Genomic DNA, 18004 nt, shown 5'->3' with positions numbered 1-18004 from the left:
CAGCACCATGGCGGTGGACCACCTGCCGTCCTCGCTGCTGCGGGCTCCATACGCGCCACCGTGCCGCAATGCGTGGAGGGGAAAGCGGGCTGGAACCGGCGGTCCTTAGAACCCCCAGCGCCGCCAGCCCCGGTCCGGATCGATGCAGGTGTAGCCGATGAAACACTGAGGATTGTCCTTGGCGGGTACCCATTGCGGTCGCAGCGCCTGCTGGGGCATGCAGAAACGAACATCGCTGACATAGCGGTCAAAGGTCGTGGGTGAGGTGTCAAGCACCACGCCCCCTTGCTGCTGAACCAGTCTCTGCGCGCTGGCGCAGGACATGCGGTAGGTGGCCGGACGGGCAATGGCCGGCGCTATGTCGAGCGCCAGGATGAGGCCGATGCCCGCGGCAACGCGCAATCCGTTCATGTTCGATCCTCTCCTTGCGCCGCTCGCCCGCCATGAAACGCCGCCAAGGACCCCTTGTATCCAGCCAAGACGACGGGCGGCGGAAAAGACACTGCGCGGAGCACCGCGCTGGTCTAGATTCGCGCGATGATCGAGACAGCCCCCTCCCCCGGCTTTTACGCCCCGCACCACATCCGCTCCGGCGACGGCCTCATGCTCGCCGTGCACCAGCACGGCAATCCGCAGGGGCGTCCGGTGATCTTCATCCACGGATACTCCCAGGCGGCGCTGTGCTGGGCGCGACAGGTGGAGGACCCAGCCCTCTCCCACCTGCGGCTCATCTCCTACGACCTGCGCGGCCATGGCGGATCGGACAAGCCGCTCGATCCCGCTCATTATCAGGAGGGCTGCCGCTGGGCAGAGGATGTGCGCGCCATCATGGATGAGCTCGGCCTCGCGCGCCCCGTGCTGGTCGGCTGGTCCTATGGTGGGCGAATCATCGGCGACTATCTGCGCGCCTATGGCGCGCAGGAGATTGGCGGCGTGGTGTTCGTGGACGCCATCACGGCCAATGAGCGAGGCTTCTACGGCTCCAGCAACCGGCTGATGAAGCAGATGACGGACCTTTCCCCCGCCACCGCCATCGCGGCGACACGAGACTTCCTGCGCCGCTGTGTCCACGTGCCGATGGATGCCGAGACTTTCGAGACCCTGCTTGCGGCCAATATGATGGTCCCACCGCAGGTGCGCGCCGCCATGGCACGGCCGGCCGATTATGACGACCTGTTGGCCGACCTTGATCGCCCCGCGCTGGTGGTGCACGGCCGGCAGGATCAGGTGATCGCACTGGCCATGGCGGAGCATATTGCGGCCCAGGTCCCGGGGGCCCGGCTGGCGCTTATGGACGAAACTGGCCATGCCCCCTTCCTGGAGCGGCCGGACCAATTCAACGCGATCCTGGCGGACTTCGTCGCACGCACATGAGCGACCGGCCAGAGCCAGTCGTCTGCGTGCGGCGGAATTTGAAAAGGAATGGTGGGCGATGCAGGGATTGAACCTGCGACCCCTCCCGTGTGAAGGGAGTGCTCTCCTCTCAACACGTTGGGATTGCTGGTTTTCTAGATTGACATGACCGCGTTTCGTTCACGCTTTTCGCGGGGTTTCTTGGGCATTCTTGGGCCTGGGCGCCTTTTGTTCGCGGATGGTGCGGGCGCGGGAACGGGCGGCGGCGAAGGCGTCGCCGATGCGCTCCTGATAGTCCGGCGACTGGTGGTAATAGACGCGCTCGAACACCTCTTCCGACATGCCCAGATAGTCGGCGCCCTCGCGCACGGTGGTGCCGCCCTGGGCGAGCCAGGTGCCGGCGGTGTGCCGGAACCAGTGGGGTGTGACATTTGGCGGCAGCGTATCGCACAAGGTGAGAGCATCGGCACGAGCGCCGGCCCATCCCTTCCGGACCTTGCCGGCAATCTTCTCGCTCCCGACCGAGATCACCCATTGCCGGCCGGCGGCAAGATCGGCCGCGCGCCAGCGCTTCAGGTGCGCCAGGAGCCGGGGGGGAATGCGCGCAGGGGGGCGGCGCTTGTCGGTTTCCTTCTCGGCCACACCGCGGCGGTGAAGAATGCCCCGTTCCACATCGATCCACGGCCCGTCCATGCGCGGGAGCCATGATGATTCGCGAATGGCGCCATGCCGGGAGCCGGAATAGAGCGCCAGGAGAATGAGGCGTGCGGTGCGCTTGCGCTGGGTGCGGGTGGATTTGGGGCGGCGGCGAAGAATGCCGGCCTCGTCCCGGTAGAAACCGAGCGCGCCGGCGAGCATGGCGGCGGCCTCGGTATGATTGAGCCCCCGGCGATTGGTGGGCGCCACCGGCGGCAGCGTGACCACTGGCACCATGTCGAGGGTGTATTCCGCATGGTAGTGGTTGATGGCGGCGCTGAGCACCACCAGCTCGCGCCGCGCCGTCTGGTCAGACACGGCCCGCGCGCGGCGTTGCGGCCATTCGGGCGCGGCCGGGCCTTCATGGCTGCGCCAGCGCACATAGTCGCGGCAGATGGCGGCGCGAATATCGGACAGGGGGCGGGCGCCGAAAAACTGGAGCAAGTGCTCCACATAGATCAGGCTGCGGTCATAGAGATCCCGCTCGCGCGGCGTGGCGGAAGCGCCCGGGTCCTTATGGTCGGCATAGAGGCTGAGCACATCGGCGATGGGCAACGCACCGGGATTGTGGGTGCCGATGGCGGAGGTGTGCTTGCGCGTCAGATAGCGCGCAAGCGCTTCCTCCGCTCCTGCACGCTCTCCAGGGCCGCAACCTGTGCTGACCTCGACGCCGCCGGTATCGAGGATGACGAAGACCGGCGCGCGGCCGCGACGGGTTCGCAGGAGGAGGCGTGGTCCTTTCGCGGGGCGCGGCATCGGCGTCTCATGTCCCGGATGGCGGCGGGGGTGACGAACACCTTCCCGGCGATCCATTCGGCCGTCAACCGGCCGTGGCGGATCTCGGTCCGCAGGGAGGTCGTGGTCAGGGGGCCGTGCGGCCAATAGAGCGCGACCGCCTCGGCCAGGGACATGAGCTCATCATCAGCCCATTGATCCGGTGCGGGGCGCGCGGCCACCCGGTCAGAACGGGATTTCATCGTCCATGTCCTGCGAGGGGGTGGGTGCGGTGCCCGCCGGGCGGCGGGGCGGGTCGGCGCGGTCGTAATCCTCCGGAGAGGCCTGGGCGCCGGTATCATGCTTGTCGAGTAGGGTGAGCTCGCCGCGGAAGGGGCGAAGCACCACCTCGGTAAAATAACGGTCCTGGCCCTGGGCGTCGGTGGCCTTGCGGGTTTCCAACTGGCCTTCGATGTAGACCTTGGAGCCCTTCTTCAGGAACTTCTCGGCCACCCCCACCAGGGTCTCGTTGAGGATGGTGATGGCGTGCCACTGGGTGCGCTCTTGGCGCTCTCCGCTCGCCTTGTCGCGCCAGGATTCGGAGGTGGCGAGGCTGAGATTGCAGATGCGCCCGCCATTCTGGAAGGTGCGGATCTGCGGGTCTCGGCCGAGATGGCCGATCAGGATCACCTTGTTGACGCTGCCGGCCATGGTCAGATTCCCTCCAATGCGTGCCGCTCGGCGGCGGTGACGATGCGCGGCATGCCATTGTGCTCAATGCCATCAAGCAGGCGGCCGGCGGAGCTTTTGCGAACGCGGTCCATGACCCAGGCCGTTTCGTCATAGGCCATGAGCCCAGATGTGGTTATGCCGTCCGGCCGGACGATCATGGTCTTGCGGGCATCGAACAGGTCCGACTTGGCGGCGGCCCGCCTTGGCGCCCATTCGCCCCACTGCTTGAAAAAGTAGGGAATGCCGTGCGCTGCGCAGTAGTCCCGCGCGGCGCGATGCCAATCGGGATGGCTCGGCCTGGGCCCGTTCTCGCCGCCTGAGATAAGCCAGGAAAGAAACTCCCAGCCACGCCACTCCACCGGGCCAAGCGCGGGTTCGTAAGACACGAAGGTGCGCCAGCCCATCGCTGCAACATCAGCCAGACAAAGCCGACGCTCATCGGCGCGGCGCTGATCCTCGACCGACACGCCCACCAGCACATTGGGCAGGACGCGCTGGCTGAAAAGGCTGCGCTTGTTGCCGGGCTCGCCGAAATGGGTGCGGTCGGCATATTGCTGTGGCGACAAGGGGTGTCCTTCACCAAGCTGCCAAGACGCCTCCGCCCACGCATCGCGCCGATCATCCGCCAGATACATGCGCATCTCGTCTGCGCGCTTGGTCAGGATCTGGAACTCATGCTGCGGGCACATGGCGGCGATGGCGAACACCAGGTCGATCCATCCCACGAACGCGTCCTTGTGGAACAGATCGCCCATGCTGTTCACGAAGATGCGGCGCGGCCGGCGCCAATGCAGCGGCTGCGTCATGATGTTGAAGGGCGCGCGGCGCACCTTCCCTGTCCACACCGTGTGGCCGTTCACCTTCCCTGTCGTTCCGGCATAGTGGGTGCGCGGCTCCAGCATCTGGGTGCGCACCGGATCGCGCCCATCCGGATGCATCTCATCAAGGTGTCGGTGGCTTGCAAAGACCCGCAGCCGCTCGGCCGCATCGATGTTCTCAATCCGCGCCGCCATCTTCATGGCGTAGCAGTGGGTGCAACCGGGGGAGACCAGAGAGCAGCCCACAATGGGATTCCATGTGGCGTCGGTCCATTCGATGCGAGAGGCCGCGCTCATAGCTAAACCCTCATAGGCATGAGGACGGCCAGAAAAGAGCCGTCGCTCGGGGTGGTGATGAGGCTGGCGGTGCCGGGGCCGTCCATGGCGAGGCGGGCGGTGTCGCCCGGGAGGATGGAAAGGATTCCGGCCATGTACTGGCTGTTGAATCCGATATCGAGCGCGTCGCCCGTCCAGCTGATTTCAAGTTCCTCGGTGGCCTGGCCGGTGTCCGTATTGGTGACGGAGAGGAGAAGCCGGTTCTCGGCATAGGAGAACCTCACCGCCCGGCCCCGCTCGCTGGCCACGGTGGCCACGCGGTCAACGGCGGCGGCAAGGTCCGCCTTGTCCATCTCGGCCATCTGGCGGTTGCCGGCGGGGATGACGCGGCCATAGTCGGGGAAGGTGCCGTCGATGAGCTTGGAGGTGAGCACCAGCCCGCCCACGGCCACGCGGATCTTGGTGGGGGAGAGCGAGACGGTCGCTTCCCCCGCCTTGTCATCCAGGATCTTGGCGAGCTCGCCCACCAGCTTGCGGGGCAGGATGACGCCCGCCATGCCGGCGCTGCCTTCCGGCGCGAGCATTTCGGCCTGGGCGAGGCGATGGCCGTCCGTCGCCACGGCCCGCAGGGTCGGCCCCTCGTCGTTGGCGGCCAGATGGAGATAGATGCCGTTCAGATAATAGCGCGTCTCCTCGGTGGAGATGGCGAACGACACGCGGTCGATGAGGCGCCGCAGGTCGCCGGCGCGCACGGTGAAGGTGTGGGAGAGATCGCCCGCCGAAAGGTCGGGGAAGTCGCCCTCGGGCAAGGTCTGGAGCGTGAAGCGGGCGCGGCCGCAGGCGAGGCGCAGTGTGCCGTCGCGCTCCTCCAGCTTCACGTCGGCGCCGGCGGGCAGCTTGCGGGCGATATCGAGCAAGGTATGGGCGGGCACGGTGAGGGCGCCGGGCGCTTCCACCTGGGCGGGGAGCGTCTGGCTCATTTCCAGGTCAAGATCCGTGGCCTTGAGCGTGGCGCGGCCCTCCGCCACCCGCAGCAGCACGTTGGCGAGAATGGGGATGGTGTTGCGCCGCTCCACCACGCGGGCGGCGTGCTGTAGGGCGGCGAGGAGCGCATCCCGCGCGAGGGTGAGTTTCATGGGGTGGCTCCCGGCTGGCTGAAAAGATCGGGCTCCTGCTGTGCGGCAGAGGCCCGGCGGGCGGCGCGCAGCTCGGCTTTCAGGGCCTCGCAGGTGGCCTGCACCAGGTGGCGGTGCAGAGCGGCGCGGGGCGCGTGGCGCCGCGTCGCGGTGGCATAGGCCGCCGCCATCTCGCGGCGGCGCCGGTGGAGGGTGGCGGCGCTGGCCATGGCGCGGCGTCAGTACCGCGACGGCGGCTTGCGCGCGGGCGGCGGCGGCGCGTCGCCGCCCGGGCCGGCGGAACTCTGCGCGGAAACGGCAATGGGCAGCACTTCGACAGTCGACACGCGCTGCTCGTCGAACCAGGCTCCGGAGATGGGCGCACCGTCCTTCAGCCCTTCCGGCTGGATGTGGACCTGGGCGCAGCCATACATGTATTCCGTCCGCGCCGTGGCGATGCCGACCAGGCCGGTAATGGCGTCCTTGACGCGGTGTCCAAGGGTAACCATGGGAGCTTTCCTTCTGGCAGGGAAAAACGGCGGGCCGGAAGGCCCGCCGGCTGATCTCAGGCGGCCATCTCGGGCGCGCCCTCGAAGGCGGGCAGTGCCGTGCGCTTGACGGCAACGGCCAGGTCCGCCTGCACGCGCTCGCGCAGCCAGAATTCCCAGCGATAGAGCTGGTAGAACCACTCGATCTGCTGGTTCTTGATCCGGTAGCGGATGCGCGCGGGAATGCGGACGCGCTCGCCCTCGGCGCCGCCGGCGACGAAGGGGGCAACCGACACGATGAACAGGCCGGGGATCTCCACCGGCTCGCCCTTAGCGTTGGTGTGCTCGGTGGTGAACACCACCTGCCGCTCGCCGCTGGCAAGGCGCACGCCCTGCTTCACCTGGGCGTTCTCGAACACCTCCAGGCTGCGCGAAAGGTCGATCAGCTCATTGGGGCTGGCGAAGCGCGTCTTGAACAACGGCTCATATTCATTGACCTCGCCCATCATGGGAGACGCCAATTCGGCCGCGTGTTCTTCGATGAAGGCAGCGAAGATCATCTGCGTCATGACCTTGCCGTCGCCCTGGATCCAGGCCTTGAACTCCTCCGTGAGGGGGAAGGCATATTCCACCCGGTGCTTCCCGTGCCGGGCCGTGTTGTCCGTCTGGTGATAGTCGATGACGGCGGTGAGCTTGGGCGTCGGCCAGGAGGTGCAGGCGAAGATAGCGCTGCCCTCGTCCTTGTGCCGGTTGGTGAGGTCGATGAAGGAATCGAGCGTCTCCACCCGCGCCGTGCCCACGCGCTCCAGCGGCGGGCGGGCCTCTTCGAGGAAGGGGATAACGGAAATGGGCATCTGCGCGTCGCGGTCCCACAAAAGGGGAACCTTGGGCGGCAGGCCGGGGCTCAGCCCATCCGTGGGCACCTGGATGACGGTGGGCGTGGTCGCGTCGGCGCCGAGTTTCACCAGGCGGTCAATGGCGTCGGGGCCGAGCGAGCCAACGTAAGGCGCGCTGCGCTTGGGCGAGAAGATGGCGGTGGCGGCCGCGAACACGTCGGAAACGCTCGGGCCGGCGCCGGTCTCGTTGGTGTCGGTGTCTTCGGTCATGGATGGTCCTCGGGTGAAAGAGCGGTGAGATCAGGCGAAGTCGCGTTCGCCCTCGCGCACGGCGCGGGGGCCGAACATGTCGATCTGGCTGGGGTGCTGGACGGAGAGGCCGTTCTCCAACGGCCAGAAGGTCGTTGAGGTGAACGCCTTTTCCTTGGGCAACTTGGCGTCCACGGAAGGCCGCACGTCGATGCGGTCGCCGAGCTTCACGTACTTGACCTTCAGGACGAGCTCGCCCTCCACCTTGTCCTCGGGGTGCTGTTCCAGAGCCTCGAGGATGCGGGCCTGTTCGGAATTGAGCTTGTCTTCCAGCTTGCCGCGGCCGAGCAGGCCCACGGTTTCCAGAAAGCGGATGATCACGCGCATGGGGCGCTCCTGTTCAGCGGATCGGTGCGAGGTGGGGGAAAAGGGCGAAAAGCCGGGCGCGGAAGGCATCGGCGGCGTCGGGCCAGGGCCAGACGCGGATGCGGCCGCGATGGGGGGCGGGCTGCACCTTTTCGAGGTGGACGCCCCACGAATGGGGCGGACGCGCCAGCAGGTCGCGGCGCTCCAGGGCCAGCATGCGCAGGTCCCAATGCAGCACCTCGGTGGCGAGCGCCGGGGCCAGCGGCCAGGGCAGGCCGGCGGCGGCATAGATGGCTTCGTCCAGCGCCTTCTTCTGGTCGGCGATGGCGTTGTGCAGGAGGGCTTCGCCCATGAGGCGAGCCTTGGGCGCGGAAGCGGGATAAGTCGCCGCCATGGCCGCGCCTTGGCGATAGGCGATGGCAAGCGCCGCAGGGGTGACGATGTCGCCGATGAAGGCCTCGTGCGCGTCGTGCAGCAGAAAGGCTTTCGCCAAGGCTGCGTCCCCCGTCTCGGCCAGGATGGCGTCCGTGCCGAGCACGCTGTGCTGCGCCACCGAATAGGGGCCGGATGCCACCTGACCGGCAAAGCGGGCCTGGCGCGCCAGGCCGCCGGCCACGTCGCCCGCCAGGTCGATCATGTGCGGCTGGGGCGCCAGGAGATCCACGGCGCGGCCGGTGGCAGTCTGCGACCAGATGAGAGGGGCGGCGGTCATTGAGCCCCCCGCTTGGCCAACGCATACCCGCTCAAGACCTGCGCCAAGTTCTCGTTGTAGCAGTCATTGGAGATCTTGGAGCACTCGCGCACAGCCTCGGCCATGTCACCATTGACGAGGCCGGACAAGGCAACGGCCACGGCATTGCAAAAGGCCCCCAACTGAATGGCGGCGCCGGTGAACGCTGCCCCAGCCTCTGACTTGTCCTCTCCCGACAAGGTGGCGGCCTCATTCAAGGCCGTGATGAGCTGCTTGCGGGTGTTGTCGACAAGCGCAAGCATCTTGTCCTCATAGGCTTTGGTGATCGCGCTGCTCATGCCACCTCTCCATCATCGCTCTGGAGCGGCTCCAGCGCGGGGCCGCTCCCGCCGAAGGTGGCGAGGGCGTCTTCCAGGGCGCCGGCAATGGTGCGGCGCAGAGGTTCGGGGCACTCCGGCGCATCGCGGGTGTTGGCGAGCCATTGACCGATGCCGATCGCACGGCACCGGTCCCCCGCGCGGATGGCCTCGCGCATGGCCCGGCAGGATTGCCAGACCAGGCGCGTCACCAGCGCCAGCCCCTGGGGTGGGTGGAAGATGGCGAGCGTGCTCATGGCGCGCCCCCGTCGTCGGAGCCGTCGTCGGAGCCGTCGCCGTCGCCGTAGCCGTAGCCGGAGCCGAAGCCGTAGCCGGAGCCGTAGCCGTAGCCGTAGCCGTCGCCGGAGCCGTCGCCGTCGCCGGAGCCGTCGCCGTCGCCGTCGCCGTAGCCGTAGCCGGAGCCGAAGCCGTAGCCGGAGCCGTAGCCGTAGCCGTAGCCGTAGCCGTAGCCGTCGCCGTAGCCGTCGCCGTTGAGATCGAGCGCCGCCCGCACCAGGTCGAATTCACCGCGGCGCGCGGCCTCCTTCAGGGCGGCCGCCACCGGGAAGGCGGCGGGCCAGGAGGGGGAGGCGGATTTCATGACCCCTTCGCGGCAGGCGCCGCCGCGAATGAGATCGTCCGCCGTGATGATGCGGGCGAGCGGGTCCATCAGGCCGCCGCCTTGGCCGTGCTGTCGAGCGCGGCCCACTTCGCCCAGGCTTCCGGCGTGATGGCGAACACCGCCGTCACGTCATGCAGCACGGGAATGTCCGCCGGCAAACTGATGCGGCTGGAGGGCGTGGGGCCGGTACGCGCCAGCTCCATCACGCCGCGCGTCGTGCCCCAATAGATGGCCATGCGGGCGTCTTTCAGCGCCAGCGTCTTGGCGGAAAGATCGGCATCCTCCGGCACCAGGCCGGCGAACACGCCCTTGTGGGCGGTGGTGACAAGAACGGGCTTATAGGCGGTGCTCATGGTCAGGTCTCCAGGGTGTGAAGGGGTGTGGTGCGCCAAGCGGTGCGCCTGAAATCAGGGGGTGGGCTGCTCGATGGTGGTGATGTGCAGCGGCCCCACCAGCCAGGTGCCGGCCTTGAAGCCGATCACGGCGCCGGCGCAGATGAAGGCGGTCACGTAGCCGAGCGCGAGGCCCACAAGGACACACCGCGCATGATCGCGCAGCGTGCTCATGCCGCCACCTGTTCGGTAGGCTGGGCGGGGGCGCCGTGGGCGATGAGGGTGGCCTCATAGCCATAAGCGATGATTTCGGCCTGGGAGAATCCGGCGGCGAGGAGATCGTGCGCATCGCAGGCGCCGGTCTCGGCGGCCTTTTCGCGCATCACCTGAGCCATGCGGACGGGCAAGGGATCGGCCTGCGGCGCGGCGGGCGGCGCCTCTTCCACCTTCACAAAGCGGAAGGCGCCATAGCCACCTTCGATGCCATGGAGGTGCACCAGAGGAAAGCGCAGCGCGGCGGGCGCGGCTTCGTCGCCCTCGATGGCGCGCACCGTATAGATGTGCCCCCGGATGAGCGGGCTGTCCTTGGGCATGCCGCACGTGTCGACGCAGCGCACCACGTCGCCCACGGCAAAATGCAGGGCGCCCGGCCCCTGCGCGGAATAGGAGATTGTCACGGGTGGCTCCCCATCTGGGTTGATGGGGGGTAACGCTAAAGCGGGATATGTCCCGCGTCAAGTGTGAAAGAGGGATATGTCCCGCTTTCTGGGCGAACGAAGCCCGTTGCCGTGCTACCCTGCGTTTAGGAGGGGGTCTCTATGAAAAATGGAAACAAAACGGCTGACCGCGCGGTCATACTGCGCTTGGACTTCATAACAGGCCCGCTGCGAGTGTGGCCCGGGAAATACCCAATTCGCGCGAAGGACGAGCGAAATTTCACTTTCACCGACCGGCGTCAGGTGGGGGAGCGGGAAACCGAGGGCGAATAGAGGTCGGTGATGACCCGCGCGACGCGCCCCACAACGCGGACTTCCCCATTGGGGAAAATGGTTTCGTGGGCGCTGTTGGTGGAGTAGGGCTCAAGCCTCGGAGGTCCATCCTTGGCGCGATATCGCTTGAAGGTGGAACCCTCTTCGCTCACAAACACATAGAACCCGCGATCAACAAGGGTGCGGTCCGTTCGACGGACAATGATGGTGGAATGATGAACCGCAATACGGTTCATGGAATCGCCTTGCACAGTCAGCGCGAAATAGTCGCCGGCTGGGAGCCCCGCCACTTCGACAGTGGGCCACTCCTCGCCTGGCGCGGCTGAGACATCGGCGGCGGCAAAAGCAGAGGCCGCAACCCAAGAGACAAGCGGGATCGCGCGAACAGACGCCTGCAGGGCTGCGGGGTCTTCCGCGCCTCGGCCGAACGCCAGCCACTCGGGCGTCGTCCCCAACTCAACCGCGAGAGTCGCGAGGGTGTCGATCCGAGGAAGGATTTTCGGTTTGCGATGGATGTCCCTAATCACGTCACGGCCGAGCCCGGCGGCGATGCAGACCGCGTTTGCGGTTTTGCCGAGCGCGGTCAGGCGATCAGTGATCCTGCGGTATATGGCAGCGTTATACATGAGCGGGATTGTTCCCGCTTCACTGGGTTGTAGCGACCGGGACATGTCCCATTGACATGAGCGGGATATGTCCCGCATAGTGCATCCCGCCATGACATCCATCGACACCCTCCTTCGCATCTTCGATGCCTATTCCGCAGCCACAGGGCTGGCGGAAACGACTGTCAGCACGCGCGTTTTCCAGGATGGAAAGCGCATAGCGGCGCTCCGGTTGGGCGGGGACATGGGGGTCAGGCGCACCGCACGCGCGGTTCAGTGGTTTTCGGCCAACTGGCCGGAAGGTGCAGATTGGCCCGAGGGCATCACCCGCCCCGCCCCCACAGACAGCCAGGAGGCAGCATGACCGACATTCATATCCTCTGGCTTCTGCTGGCGGTTCAGTCTGCCGCCATCGCGTGGCTTGCGATCACCCTGATTTCGAACCGTTCCCTGGTGCGGGAAATCCATCTGCAACTGAGCTTGATGGGTGGTTCGATGGCTGTCCGCCCGTCCATCAGCGGGCCGGAGATCCACAAGCTGTACGAGGGTCTTTTGCCCGCTGGCTCGTATGCGATTGTCAGTGTCTCGTCGGCGGTCGTGGGGTCTGGATGCGGAACCGAGATCGCCGTGACCTCGGGGCGTGTCCGTTCTTCCCAGAACGATGAGTTGAATGGCGCCGACCGCTCCACATTCCGGGTCTCGTAGGTGGTGCCGGCGATGCGATACCCCTTTTCGACCTTCACGCTCTCGACCTTGTATCGCTCGCCTTCGCGCGGGCGGAAGGTGAGGACGAGCCGGTGCCACTCGCCCTCGCCCTCCCCTATGTCAGCCTCGACGCGCGGCAAGGCCGCCGCCCGGCGCTGCCTGGCTTCCTTGATCTGCTCCCACCTCGCCCAACTGGCGAGGAACGTGCCGAGCAGCCCGCTGATGGCGCCGACGATGGCGATGACCTGGGTCACCGACCCTTCCACCCCTTGCATGATGCGTTCCCCTTTTCTCTTGGGCTTCGCCCCGGCAGACAGCCAGGAGGCCGCATGACCCGGATCACGCATCTCCTATTTGATCTTGATGCCCTTCTGACCTCGCAGGGCAGCGCGGAGGCGGTTGCGGGCGGCGCTGACGACCTGCTGTCGGGCATCGGCCTTGAATTGAGCTTTCAGGTCGGCCCATCGGCCGAACTCGAAGCCGCAGGCCTCGCATTTGGCAATGGAATCGTCGGTTTTGCCGTTGGAGAGGACGAGGACGGTTCCCCCGCATTCCTGGCAATTGAAGGCGATGGTGGCGTCGATGCCGTCGCTTTTGACCATGGTTCGTCTCCGTGCGTTTCGGGCGCGGGGAAGGACGGGGGCGGGCTGGTTGTGACAGCCCGCCTCCACCACAATAGCGCAATCTCTGCTGCGCGGGAGGGGGAGGCGCAGGGCGTTGCCGGTCCGGCCTTCCACTGCCCGCAGTGCGGTTTCGTCGGCATGCATGACGGGCTTCCCCTGTATTCGGTGGAGCCGGTGAAACCACCCCGCCCGCCCCCGTGATCTGACGGGCTCACTCTCTCACCCCACCCCCGCTTTCAGAACGAAAAAGCACAGGAGCTTTTTTCGTGGACACCACCCTTTTGCCTGACGGGATCATCCCCCTCCTCAAGCACACCGCGCGTGCCGCCGTCGCCGCTGCTGTGGTGCCCGGTTCCACCGGGCCGCAGCGGGTGGAGCAGCTGACCGGCTATTCGGCCGGGCAGATCAGCCGCTGGCAGGGCGATGCCCATGCCGACCTGATGCCGCTGGAGGTGGTGGCGCTGCTGGAATTCACCACGCAGAAGCCGGTGTTCGCCCGCGCCCTTGCGGCGCTGACCGGCCACCGCCTGGTGCCCATCACCGAGGCAGAGGGGCCGGAGGCGGATGCCGGCATGCACATTCGCGACATGGCGGATTTCACCGCCGCCGCGGCGGCCGTCTCCGGCACCTATGGCGCCGCGCTCGCCGATGGCGTGGTGACCCCGCGCGAGCGCGCCGAAATCCGCAAGGCCAAGGCCCGCCTGCAGGATGTGGTGGCCCGCGCGGGGCGCAACCTTTCTGGCGTGAAGGAGGGGTGAATGGGCACCACCCGCCGCCCTGTCCTGGTGCTGCGCCGGAGCAGCTATTTCCGCCGCCGCGCGCCCGTGGCGCGGCGCCTGCGGGCACGCGGCTGGAGCATCAGCGCCATTGCCCGCCTGCTGCACCTCTCGCACCGCCGCGTGCGCGATGCCCTGGCCGGCATGACGGCCTCGGGGCGGCTGTGGACCGAAGCGGAGCGCGCGGCGCTGCGCCGGGAATTGCGGAGGGTCGCGCCATGAGCCAGCCGAAGCGCATCCGCCTCTCCCGCGCCAAGGGCTGGCGCATGCCGGACAATGCCGTGAAGGTCGATCGCTCCACGGTCTATGGCAATCCCTATGTGGTGGGGCGGGACGGCACGGCGGCGGAGTGCGTCGTGCGCTTCCGGGCCTTGATGGCCGGCCATGTCTGCCTCACCTGCAGCGCCGGTGTGATGGAGCAGGAACAGGCGCGGGCGCGCATCCTCATCCATCTGGCGCATCTGCGCGGCAAGGATCTCGCCTGCTGGTGCGGGCTGATTGAACCTTGCCACGCGGATGTGCTGCTGGCGCTGGCCAACGGGCCGGTGTGCGAGGCCTTGCCATGAGCCCCGCCGCCGATGCCGCCCAAGACGCCGCCTTCACCGCCTGGGTGGAAGAAGCGCGCGCCGTGAGCGTCGCCGACGTGCTGGAGCGCCGGGGCATCTCGCTGCGCCGGGCGGGCACCGAGCTGGTGGGGCCCTGCCCCGTCTGCGGCGGGACGGATCGGTTCGGGGTGAACCTGCGTCGCAACATCTGGTGTTGCCGCAAGGCCGGGCGCGGCGGCGATGCCATCGCCCTGGTGGAGTATCTGGACGGCGCCAATTTCCTGGGCGCGTGCGAAACGCTCACCGGCGTGCCGGCGCCGCGCGGCGAGGGCCAGCGCCTGAGCGCCGAAGAATTGGCCGCGCGGGCGCAGGAGCGGCGCGCCGCCGAGGCGAAGCGGGAGGCATCCCACAACGCCTTCCGCGAGCGGGAGCGGCGCACGCTGTGGGCGCATTGGCGCACGGCTTGGCCGCCGGCGGGCACCCCGGTGGAAGCCTATCTGGGGCGGCGGAGCATCGGCCTGCCGCCGGGGGGCGCGCTGCGCTTCCTTCCCGACATGCCCTTCTGGCACGGCTCGGTGGAGGATGAGCGCGGGGCGAAAGTGGGGCGCATCATCCATCGCGGGCCGGCCATGCTGGCGGCCATCATCGGCGCCGACGACACTTTTGCGGGCCTGCATATCACCTGGCTCGATCTGGCCCAGCCCAAGGGCAAGGCGCTGGTCTTCGACCCTGACACGGGCGAGGAACTGCCCGCCAAGAAGGTGCGCGGCTCCCTGCGCGGCGGGCGCCTCTGGCTGGTGCGCGGCAAGAGCGAGGGTGAGGTCACCCGGCAGATTTCCGGCGAGGGGATCGAAACCACGCTTTCGGCCTGGGAGGCCATGGCGCGCGAGGGGCGCGCGGCGGGCATTGATTTCGTCGCCGGTATCAGCCTTGGCAACCTGGCCGGCGCGGCGGCGGCGAGCGTGATGCACCCCACCGTGCGCACGGTGGACAAGGCCGGCCGCAGCCGGCCCACCTGCGTGCCCGGCCCCGTCTCTGCGGAGGGCAGCGCGGCCATGCATGTGCCTGCGCGCATCACCCACCTCATCCTGCTGGGGGACGGCGACAGCGACCCCTTCACCACCCGCTGCGCCATGGACCGCGCCGTCAGCCGCCACGCCGCGCCGGGTCGGCTGGTAACGGTGGCCTGGCCGCCGGAGGGGTTCGATTTCAACGACGTGCTGCTGGGGCGGCATCTGAGCGGGAGGGCGGCGTGAGCGTGTGGAAAGACCCCGAGGCCCTGCGGATTCTGCGCGTCACGGCGGCCAAGGGCGCCTATGTGCGCGAGATCGTCGAGGCCCTTCAAGCCGCCGGCTTTGCGGTCAACCGCAATGCGGTGATCGGCAAGGCGCACCGCGCCGGCATCGCCCTGATGCGGCCGCCCGGACGAAACTTCGATGCCGCGCATGTGGATGCCGCGCGCCCTGTCCTGGCCGCGCCCGCCCCGCGCAGGCAGAATGCTCGTATCCTTTCTCCGGCTGCGGTGCCCCTGACCCCCGCGCCGGAGCGCGGCCCGCGACCTCCCTTGCCCCCGCCCGGGGAGGTCGCGGCCGCCACTCCTTCGCCTGCGCCTGCGGCTTTGGTGCCGTCCGGGCCGGCGGGCGGCGTGCGGCTCATCGGCCTTCCTGCTGACCGCTGCCGCTGGCCCGTGTCTGGCGCCGGCGCCGGCCTTCTGGTGTGCGGCGCCTCCGCCGACCATCGCGCCTATTGCCGCGCCCATGGGCAGCTCGCCTATCAGCCCCTCGGCTCACCCCTGCGCCTGCCCGCCGACCCCACCGTGCGCCCCGTGCGCTCGCGGGAGCGCGAGCGGAGCTTCATGGATGCGTATGGGGAGGCGGTGTGATGGCGGCGCGCGCGGGCAAGGAGACCCGGCACGCCTTGGCGGCCCGGAAGGATGATTTCTACGCCTCGCCGCCCGAGGCTGTTGCCGCTTTCCTGCGCGTCGAGGCGGCCTTCCTGCCCCGCAATTTGTGGGAGCCGGCCTGCGGGGATGGCGCCATCGTCAAGCCGCTGCGGGCGGCGGGATATAGGGTGCACGCCACGGATCTGGTGGCGCGCGGGTGCCCCGACAGCAGGGCAGGCGAGGACTTCCTGATGCCGTTTCCGGTTCCGGATGGCGTCGAGGGCATCGTGACGAACCCGCCCTTCAAGCTGGCGCAGGCGTTCGTGGATCGCGCGCTCCTGGTGGTGCCCTACGCGGCCTTCCTGCTGCGGGTGGGGTTTCTGGAGAGCGCGGAACGGCGCGCCTGGTTCCAGGAGGGCCCGCTGGCCCGCGTACACATCTCCTCCCGCCGCCTGCCGATGATGCATCGGGATGGATGGGAGGGCAAGAAATCCACGTCCGCCATTGGCTTCGCCTGGTTCGTCTGGGACCGCCGCCACCAGGGCGAGCCCGTTATCCGTTGGTTCGATTGGCGGGAGCACGCCTGATGTCCACACCCACCCCCGGCCCGCAGGATGGCGCGGCGGACATCGCCGCCATCCTCGCCCAGGCGGCTCAGGATTCCACGCATGGGGCCGCCTCTGGCGCTGCGCCTGCTCCGGATCTTGCGCCGGGAGAGAGCGAGGCGGAATCGGCCGCGCCGGCGGCTGGGCCGCGCGCGCTGGGCTTCGATGTGGAGGAGCTCAACCGCGAATACGGGCTTGTGCTGGTGGGCTCAAAGGCGGTGATCCTGTGCGAGCGCGCCTCCGGCCCCATTGAGGACCGGCTCAAGCTCATTTCCATCGAGGCCTTCAAGTCCTGGCTCCAGAACACCTATACGGAGACGCAGGCGCCGGACGGCAAGGTGAAGGGCACCACCCATGCACTGCGGTGGCTGTCTCACCCCAAGCGCCGGCAATATGCGGGGATCGAGTTTTTTCCCAACCCGGATGGGGCGCAGGCAACGGCGGGTTATCTCAATTTGTGGCGGGGGTTCTCGTTGGAGCCGGTGGCCAAGCCCGGCGCCTATGCCATCTTCCGCGATCACCTGCTCAACAATGTGTGCGAGGGGGATGAAAAGCTCTATTTGTGGGTGTTCGGCTGGTTCGCCCACATGATGCAGCGGCCGCGCGAGCGCATCGGGACCGCCCTGGTGCTGCGTGGGCGCATGGGCACCGGAAAGACCAAGCTCGGCGAGGTCTTCGGCTCCATGATCTCAGCCCACTATTTCGCGGTGGATGATCCCCGCTATGTCACCGGCCAATTCAACGCCCACATGGCGGCCTGCATCCTGCTTCAGGCGGAAGAGGCGGTGTGGGCGGGCGACAAGGCGGCCGAGGGGCGCTTGAAGGGCCTTGTCACCTCAAAATTCCAGATGATCGAGGCGAAGGGCATCGACCCCATCCGCATCGACAACCATGTGCGCCTGCTCATGACCTCCAATGAGGATTGGGTGGTGCCGGCCGGCAAGGATGAGCGGCGCTTCTGTGTGCTCGATGTGAACCCGCGCTGCGCCCAGAACACGGACTATTTCAAAGAGATGGACGAGGAGCTGGACAAGGGCGGCCGCGCGGCGCTGCTGCACGATCTCCTCACCTTCGACCTCTCCCGCGTGGACCTGCGGCGCATCCCCCGCACCAAGGCGCTCCTGGAACAAAAAATGCGCTCGCTGGACAGCATCGATAGCTGGTGGATGGAGCGCTGTGCCGCCGGCACCACCACGGTGAAGGGCGACACCTGGCAGCGGGTGATTCCCGTCGAGACCCTGCACGATGACTATCTCTTGCAGGCGGACAAGGTGGGCGTGCGGCGCAAGAGCGAGCAAACCGCTTTCGGCATCCGCATGATGAAGATCGTTCCCGGGCTGACCAAGACACGCATCCATATGGAGGTGTCGCCGGCGGTGATGCGTCGGACCTGGTGCTATCAGCTGCCCCCGCTGGAGGACTGCCGCGCCGCCATGATGGCCGACATGGGCCAGGAGATCGATTGGGGTGAGCCTATGGCGCCGGACGATTCCGACGTGTGAGAGAGACCGGGCTTGAAGGGGTGAAGGCGCTTTCGGTCCAACGTCGAGGTTGGACCACGCGGCGAGGTTGGACCGGATTTTTCTTTATATTTCAAGGCTCGGTCCAACCTGTCCAACCTGTCCAACCT

Annotated in this window: 28 protein-coding genes; 10 read left to right on the top strand and 18 right to left on the bottom strand. The window is 67.6% G+C overall.

Annotated features, from left to right (window positions below; all coding sequences use genetic code 11):
* Window positions 1-105: 105 nt before the first annotated feature.
* Complete coding sequence (locus J5J86_RS14170) at window positions 106-411, bottom strand: hypothetical protein (RefSeq protein WP_209099048.1); 306 nt, start codon at window positions 409-411, stop codon at window positions 106-108.
* Window positions 412-537: 126 nt separating this feature from the next.
* Between J5J86_RS14170 and J5J86_RS14165 the strand changes: the two genes are divergently transcribed.
* A complete protein-coding gene (locus J5J86_RS14165; protein WP_209099046.1) occupies window positions 538-1374 on the top strand; it encodes an alpha/beta fold hydrolase in 837 nt (278 codons plus the stop codon).
* A gap of 159 nt (window positions 1375-1533) precedes the next feature.
* Here J5J86_RS14165 and J5J86_RS14160 read toward each other — a convergent pair whose 3' ends face one another.
* The 16 genes from J5J86_RS14160 to J5J86_RS14085 form a co-directional block, all read right to left on the bottom strand.
* A complete protein-coding gene (locus tag J5J86_RS14160; RefSeq protein ID WP_209099044.1) occupies window positions 1534-2805 on the bottom strand; it encodes a tyrosine-type recombinase/integrase in 1272 nt (423 codons plus the stop codon).
* Window positions 2806-3009: 204 nt separating this feature from the next.
* Entirely contained in the window at window positions 3010-3474 is a 465-nt protein-coding gene (gene ssb / locus J5J86_RS14155) for a single-stranded DNA-binding protein (RefSeq protein ID WP_209099042.1), read from the bottom strand.
* Window positions 3475-3476: 2 nt separating this feature from the next.
* Window positions 3477-4610 carry a DUF5131 family protein gene (locus tag J5J86_RS14150; RefSeq protein WP_209099040.1) on the bottom strand — a complete coding sequence of 378 codons (1134 nt, stop codon included), beginning with the start codon at window positions 4608-4610 and terminating at the stop codon, window positions 3477-3479.
* A 2-nt stretch (window positions 4611-4612) separates the two neighbouring features.
* Window positions 4613-5725, bottom strand: a complete 1113-nt coding sequence (dnaN, locus tag J5J86_RS14145) for a DNA polymerase III subunit beta (RefSeq protein ID WP_209099038.1) — start codon at window positions 5723-5725, stop codon at window positions 4613-4615.
* Complete coding sequence (locus J5J86_RS14140) at window positions 5722-5934, bottom strand: hypothetical protein (protein WP_209099036.1); 213 nt, start codon at window positions 5932-5934, stop codon at window positions 5722-5724. The genes dnaN and J5J86_RS14140 overlap by 4 nt, the downstream gene beginning before the upstream one ends.
* A gap of 9 nt (window positions 5935-5943) precedes the next feature.
* The gene (locus J5J86_RS14135) at window positions 5944-6213 is read right to left on the bottom strand and encodes a hypothetical protein (RefSeq protein WP_209099034.1); all 270 of its coding nucleotides are present in this window, start codon (window positions 6211-6213) and stop codon (window positions 5944-5946) included.
* A gap of 56 nt (window positions 6214-6269) precedes the next feature.
* Window positions 6270-7298, bottom strand: a complete 1029-nt coding sequence (locus J5J86_RS14130) for a DUF2303 family protein (protein ID WP_209099032.1) — start codon at window positions 7296-7298, stop codon at window positions 6270-6272.
* Window positions 7299-7328: 30 nt separating this feature from the next.
* Entirely contained in the window at window positions 7329-7664 is a 336-nt protein-coding gene (locus J5J86_RS14125) for a hypothetical protein (RefSeq protein ID WP_209099030.1), read from the bottom strand.
* Between the two features lie 13 nt (window positions 7665-7677).
* A complete protein-coding gene (locus J5J86_RS14120) occupies window positions 7678-8355 on the bottom strand; it encodes a hypothetical protein (protein ID WP_209099028.1) in 678 nt (225 codons plus the stop codon).
* Window positions 8352-8672, bottom strand: a complete 321-nt coding sequence (locus J5J86_RS14115; RefSeq protein ID WP_209099026.1) for a hypothetical protein — start codon at window positions 8670-8672, stop codon at window positions 8352-8354. Before J5J86_RS14115 ends, J5J86_RS14120 begins: the two co-directional genes overlap by 4 nt.
* Entirely contained in the window at window positions 8669-8947 is a 279-nt protein-coding gene (locus tag J5J86_RS14110; protein WP_209099024.1) for a hypothetical protein, read from the bottom strand. Before J5J86_RS14110 ends, J5J86_RS14115 begins: the two co-directional genes overlap by 4 nt.
* Entirely contained in the window at window positions 8944-9360 is a 417-nt protein-coding gene (locus J5J86_RS14105) for a hypothetical protein (RefSeq protein ID WP_209099022.1), read from the bottom strand. Before J5J86_RS14105 ends, J5J86_RS14110 begins: the two co-directional genes overlap by 4 nt.
* Window positions 9360-9665, bottom strand: a complete 306-nt coding sequence (locus tag J5J86_RS14100; RefSeq protein ID WP_209099020.1) for a DUF6948 domain-containing protein — start codon at window positions 9663-9665, stop codon at window positions 9360-9362. The genes J5J86_RS14105 and J5J86_RS14100 overlap by 1 nt, the downstream gene beginning before the upstream one ends.
* Before the next feature lie 54 nt (window positions 9666-9719).
* Window positions 9720-9878, bottom strand: a complete 159-nt coding sequence (locus J5J86_RS14095) for a hypothetical protein (protein ID WP_209099018.1) — start codon at window positions 9876-9878, stop codon at window positions 9720-9722.
* Window positions 9875-10321, bottom strand: coding sequence for a hypothetical protein (locus J5J86_RS14090; RefSeq protein ID WP_209099016.1), 447 nt, complete (start codon window positions 10319-10321; stop codon window positions 9875-9877). Before J5J86_RS14090 ends, J5J86_RS14095 begins: the two co-directional genes overlap by 4 nt.
* Before the next feature lie 278 nt (window positions 10322-10599).
* Complete coding sequence (locus J5J86_RS14085) at window positions 10600-11259, bottom strand: S24 family peptidase (RefSeq protein WP_209099014.1); 660 nt, start codon at window positions 11257-11259, stop codon at window positions 10600-10602.
* Between the two features lie 91 nt (window positions 11260-11350).
* On the opposite strand from J5J86_RS14085, the gene J5J86_RS14080 reads away from it, so the two are divergent.
* A complete protein-coding gene (locus tag J5J86_RS14080) occupies window positions 11351-11602 on the top strand; it encodes a hypothetical protein (protein WP_209099012.1) in 252 nt (83 codons plus the stop codon).
* 34 nt (window positions 11603-11636) lie between these two features.
* Here J5J86_RS14080 and J5J86_RS14075 read toward each other — a convergent pair whose 3' ends face one another.
* Window positions 11637-12197 (bottom strand): hypothetical protein, encoded by a 561-nt coding sequence (locus J5J86_RS14075; protein ID WP_209099010.1) that lies wholly within the window; start codon window positions 12195-12197, stop codon window positions 11637-11639.
* Between the two features lie 75 nt (window positions 12198-12272).
* Between J5J86_RS14075 and J5J86_RS14070 the strand changes: the two genes are divergently transcribed.
* The 8 genes from J5J86_RS14070 to J5J86_RS14035 all read left to right on the top strand — a co-directional run bounded on the left by J5J86_RS14070 (window position 12273) and on the right by J5J86_RS14035 (window position 17876).
* Window positions 12273-12767: a hypothetical protein gene (locus J5J86_RS14070; protein ID WP_209099008.1), complete on the top strand. Its 495-nt coding sequence runs from the start codon at window positions 12273-12275 to the stop codon at window positions 12765-12767.
* Between the two features lie 65 nt (window positions 12768-12832).
* The gene (locus tag J5J86_RS14065) at window positions 12833-13324 is read left to right on the top strand and encodes a hypothetical protein (protein ID WP_209099006.1); all 492 of its coding nucleotides are present in this window, start codon (window positions 12833-12835) and stop codon (window positions 13322-13324) included.
* On the top strand, window positions 13325-13564 hold the full coding sequence (locus J5J86_RS14060; RefSeq protein ID WP_209099005.1) for a helix-turn-helix domain-containing protein: 240 nt from the start codon (window positions 13325-13327) through the stop codon (window positions 13562-13564).
* Window positions 13561-13908, top strand: a complete 348-nt coding sequence (locus tag J5J86_RS14055; protein WP_209099003.1) for a DUF4326 domain-containing protein — start codon at window positions 13561-13563, stop codon at window positions 13906-13908. Before J5J86_RS14060 ends, J5J86_RS14055 begins: the two co-directional genes overlap by 4 nt.
* Complete coding sequence (locus J5J86_RS14050) at window positions 13905-15143, top strand: DUF7146 domain-containing protein (RefSeq protein ID WP_209099001.1); 1239 nt, start codon at window positions 13905-13907, stop codon at window positions 15141-15143. The genes J5J86_RS14055 and J5J86_RS14050 overlap by 4 nt, the downstream gene beginning before the upstream one ends.
* A complete protein-coding gene (locus tag J5J86_RS14045; protein WP_209098999.1) occupies window positions 15140-15769 on the top strand; it encodes a GcrA family cell cycle regulator in 630 nt (209 codons plus the stop codon). The genes J5J86_RS14050 and J5J86_RS14045 overlap by 4 nt, the downstream gene beginning before the upstream one ends.
* A complete protein-coding gene (locus tag J5J86_RS14040; RefSeq protein WP_209098997.1) occupies window positions 15769-16356 on the top strand; it encodes a hypothetical protein in 588 nt (195 codons plus the stop codon). The genes J5J86_RS14045 and J5J86_RS14040 overlap by 1 nt, the downstream gene beginning before the upstream one ends.
* Window positions 16356-17876 (top strand): primase-helicase family protein, encoded by a 1521-nt coding sequence (locus J5J86_RS14035; protein ID WP_209098995.1) that lies wholly within the window; start codon window positions 16356-16358, stop codon window positions 17874-17876. Before J5J86_RS14040 ends, J5J86_RS14035 begins: the two co-directional genes overlap by 1 nt.
* Window positions 17877-18004: the final 128 nt, after the last annotated feature.

Origin of the sequence: Aquabacter sp. L1I39 (assembly GCF_017742835.1) — a bacterium.
Taxonomy (GTDB): Bacteria; Pseudomonadota; Alphaproteobacteria; order Rhizobiales; family Xanthobacteraceae; genus L1I39.
Note: the sequence above shows the minus strand (reverse complement) of the source record. Positions and strands in the feature narration are given on the sequence as shown.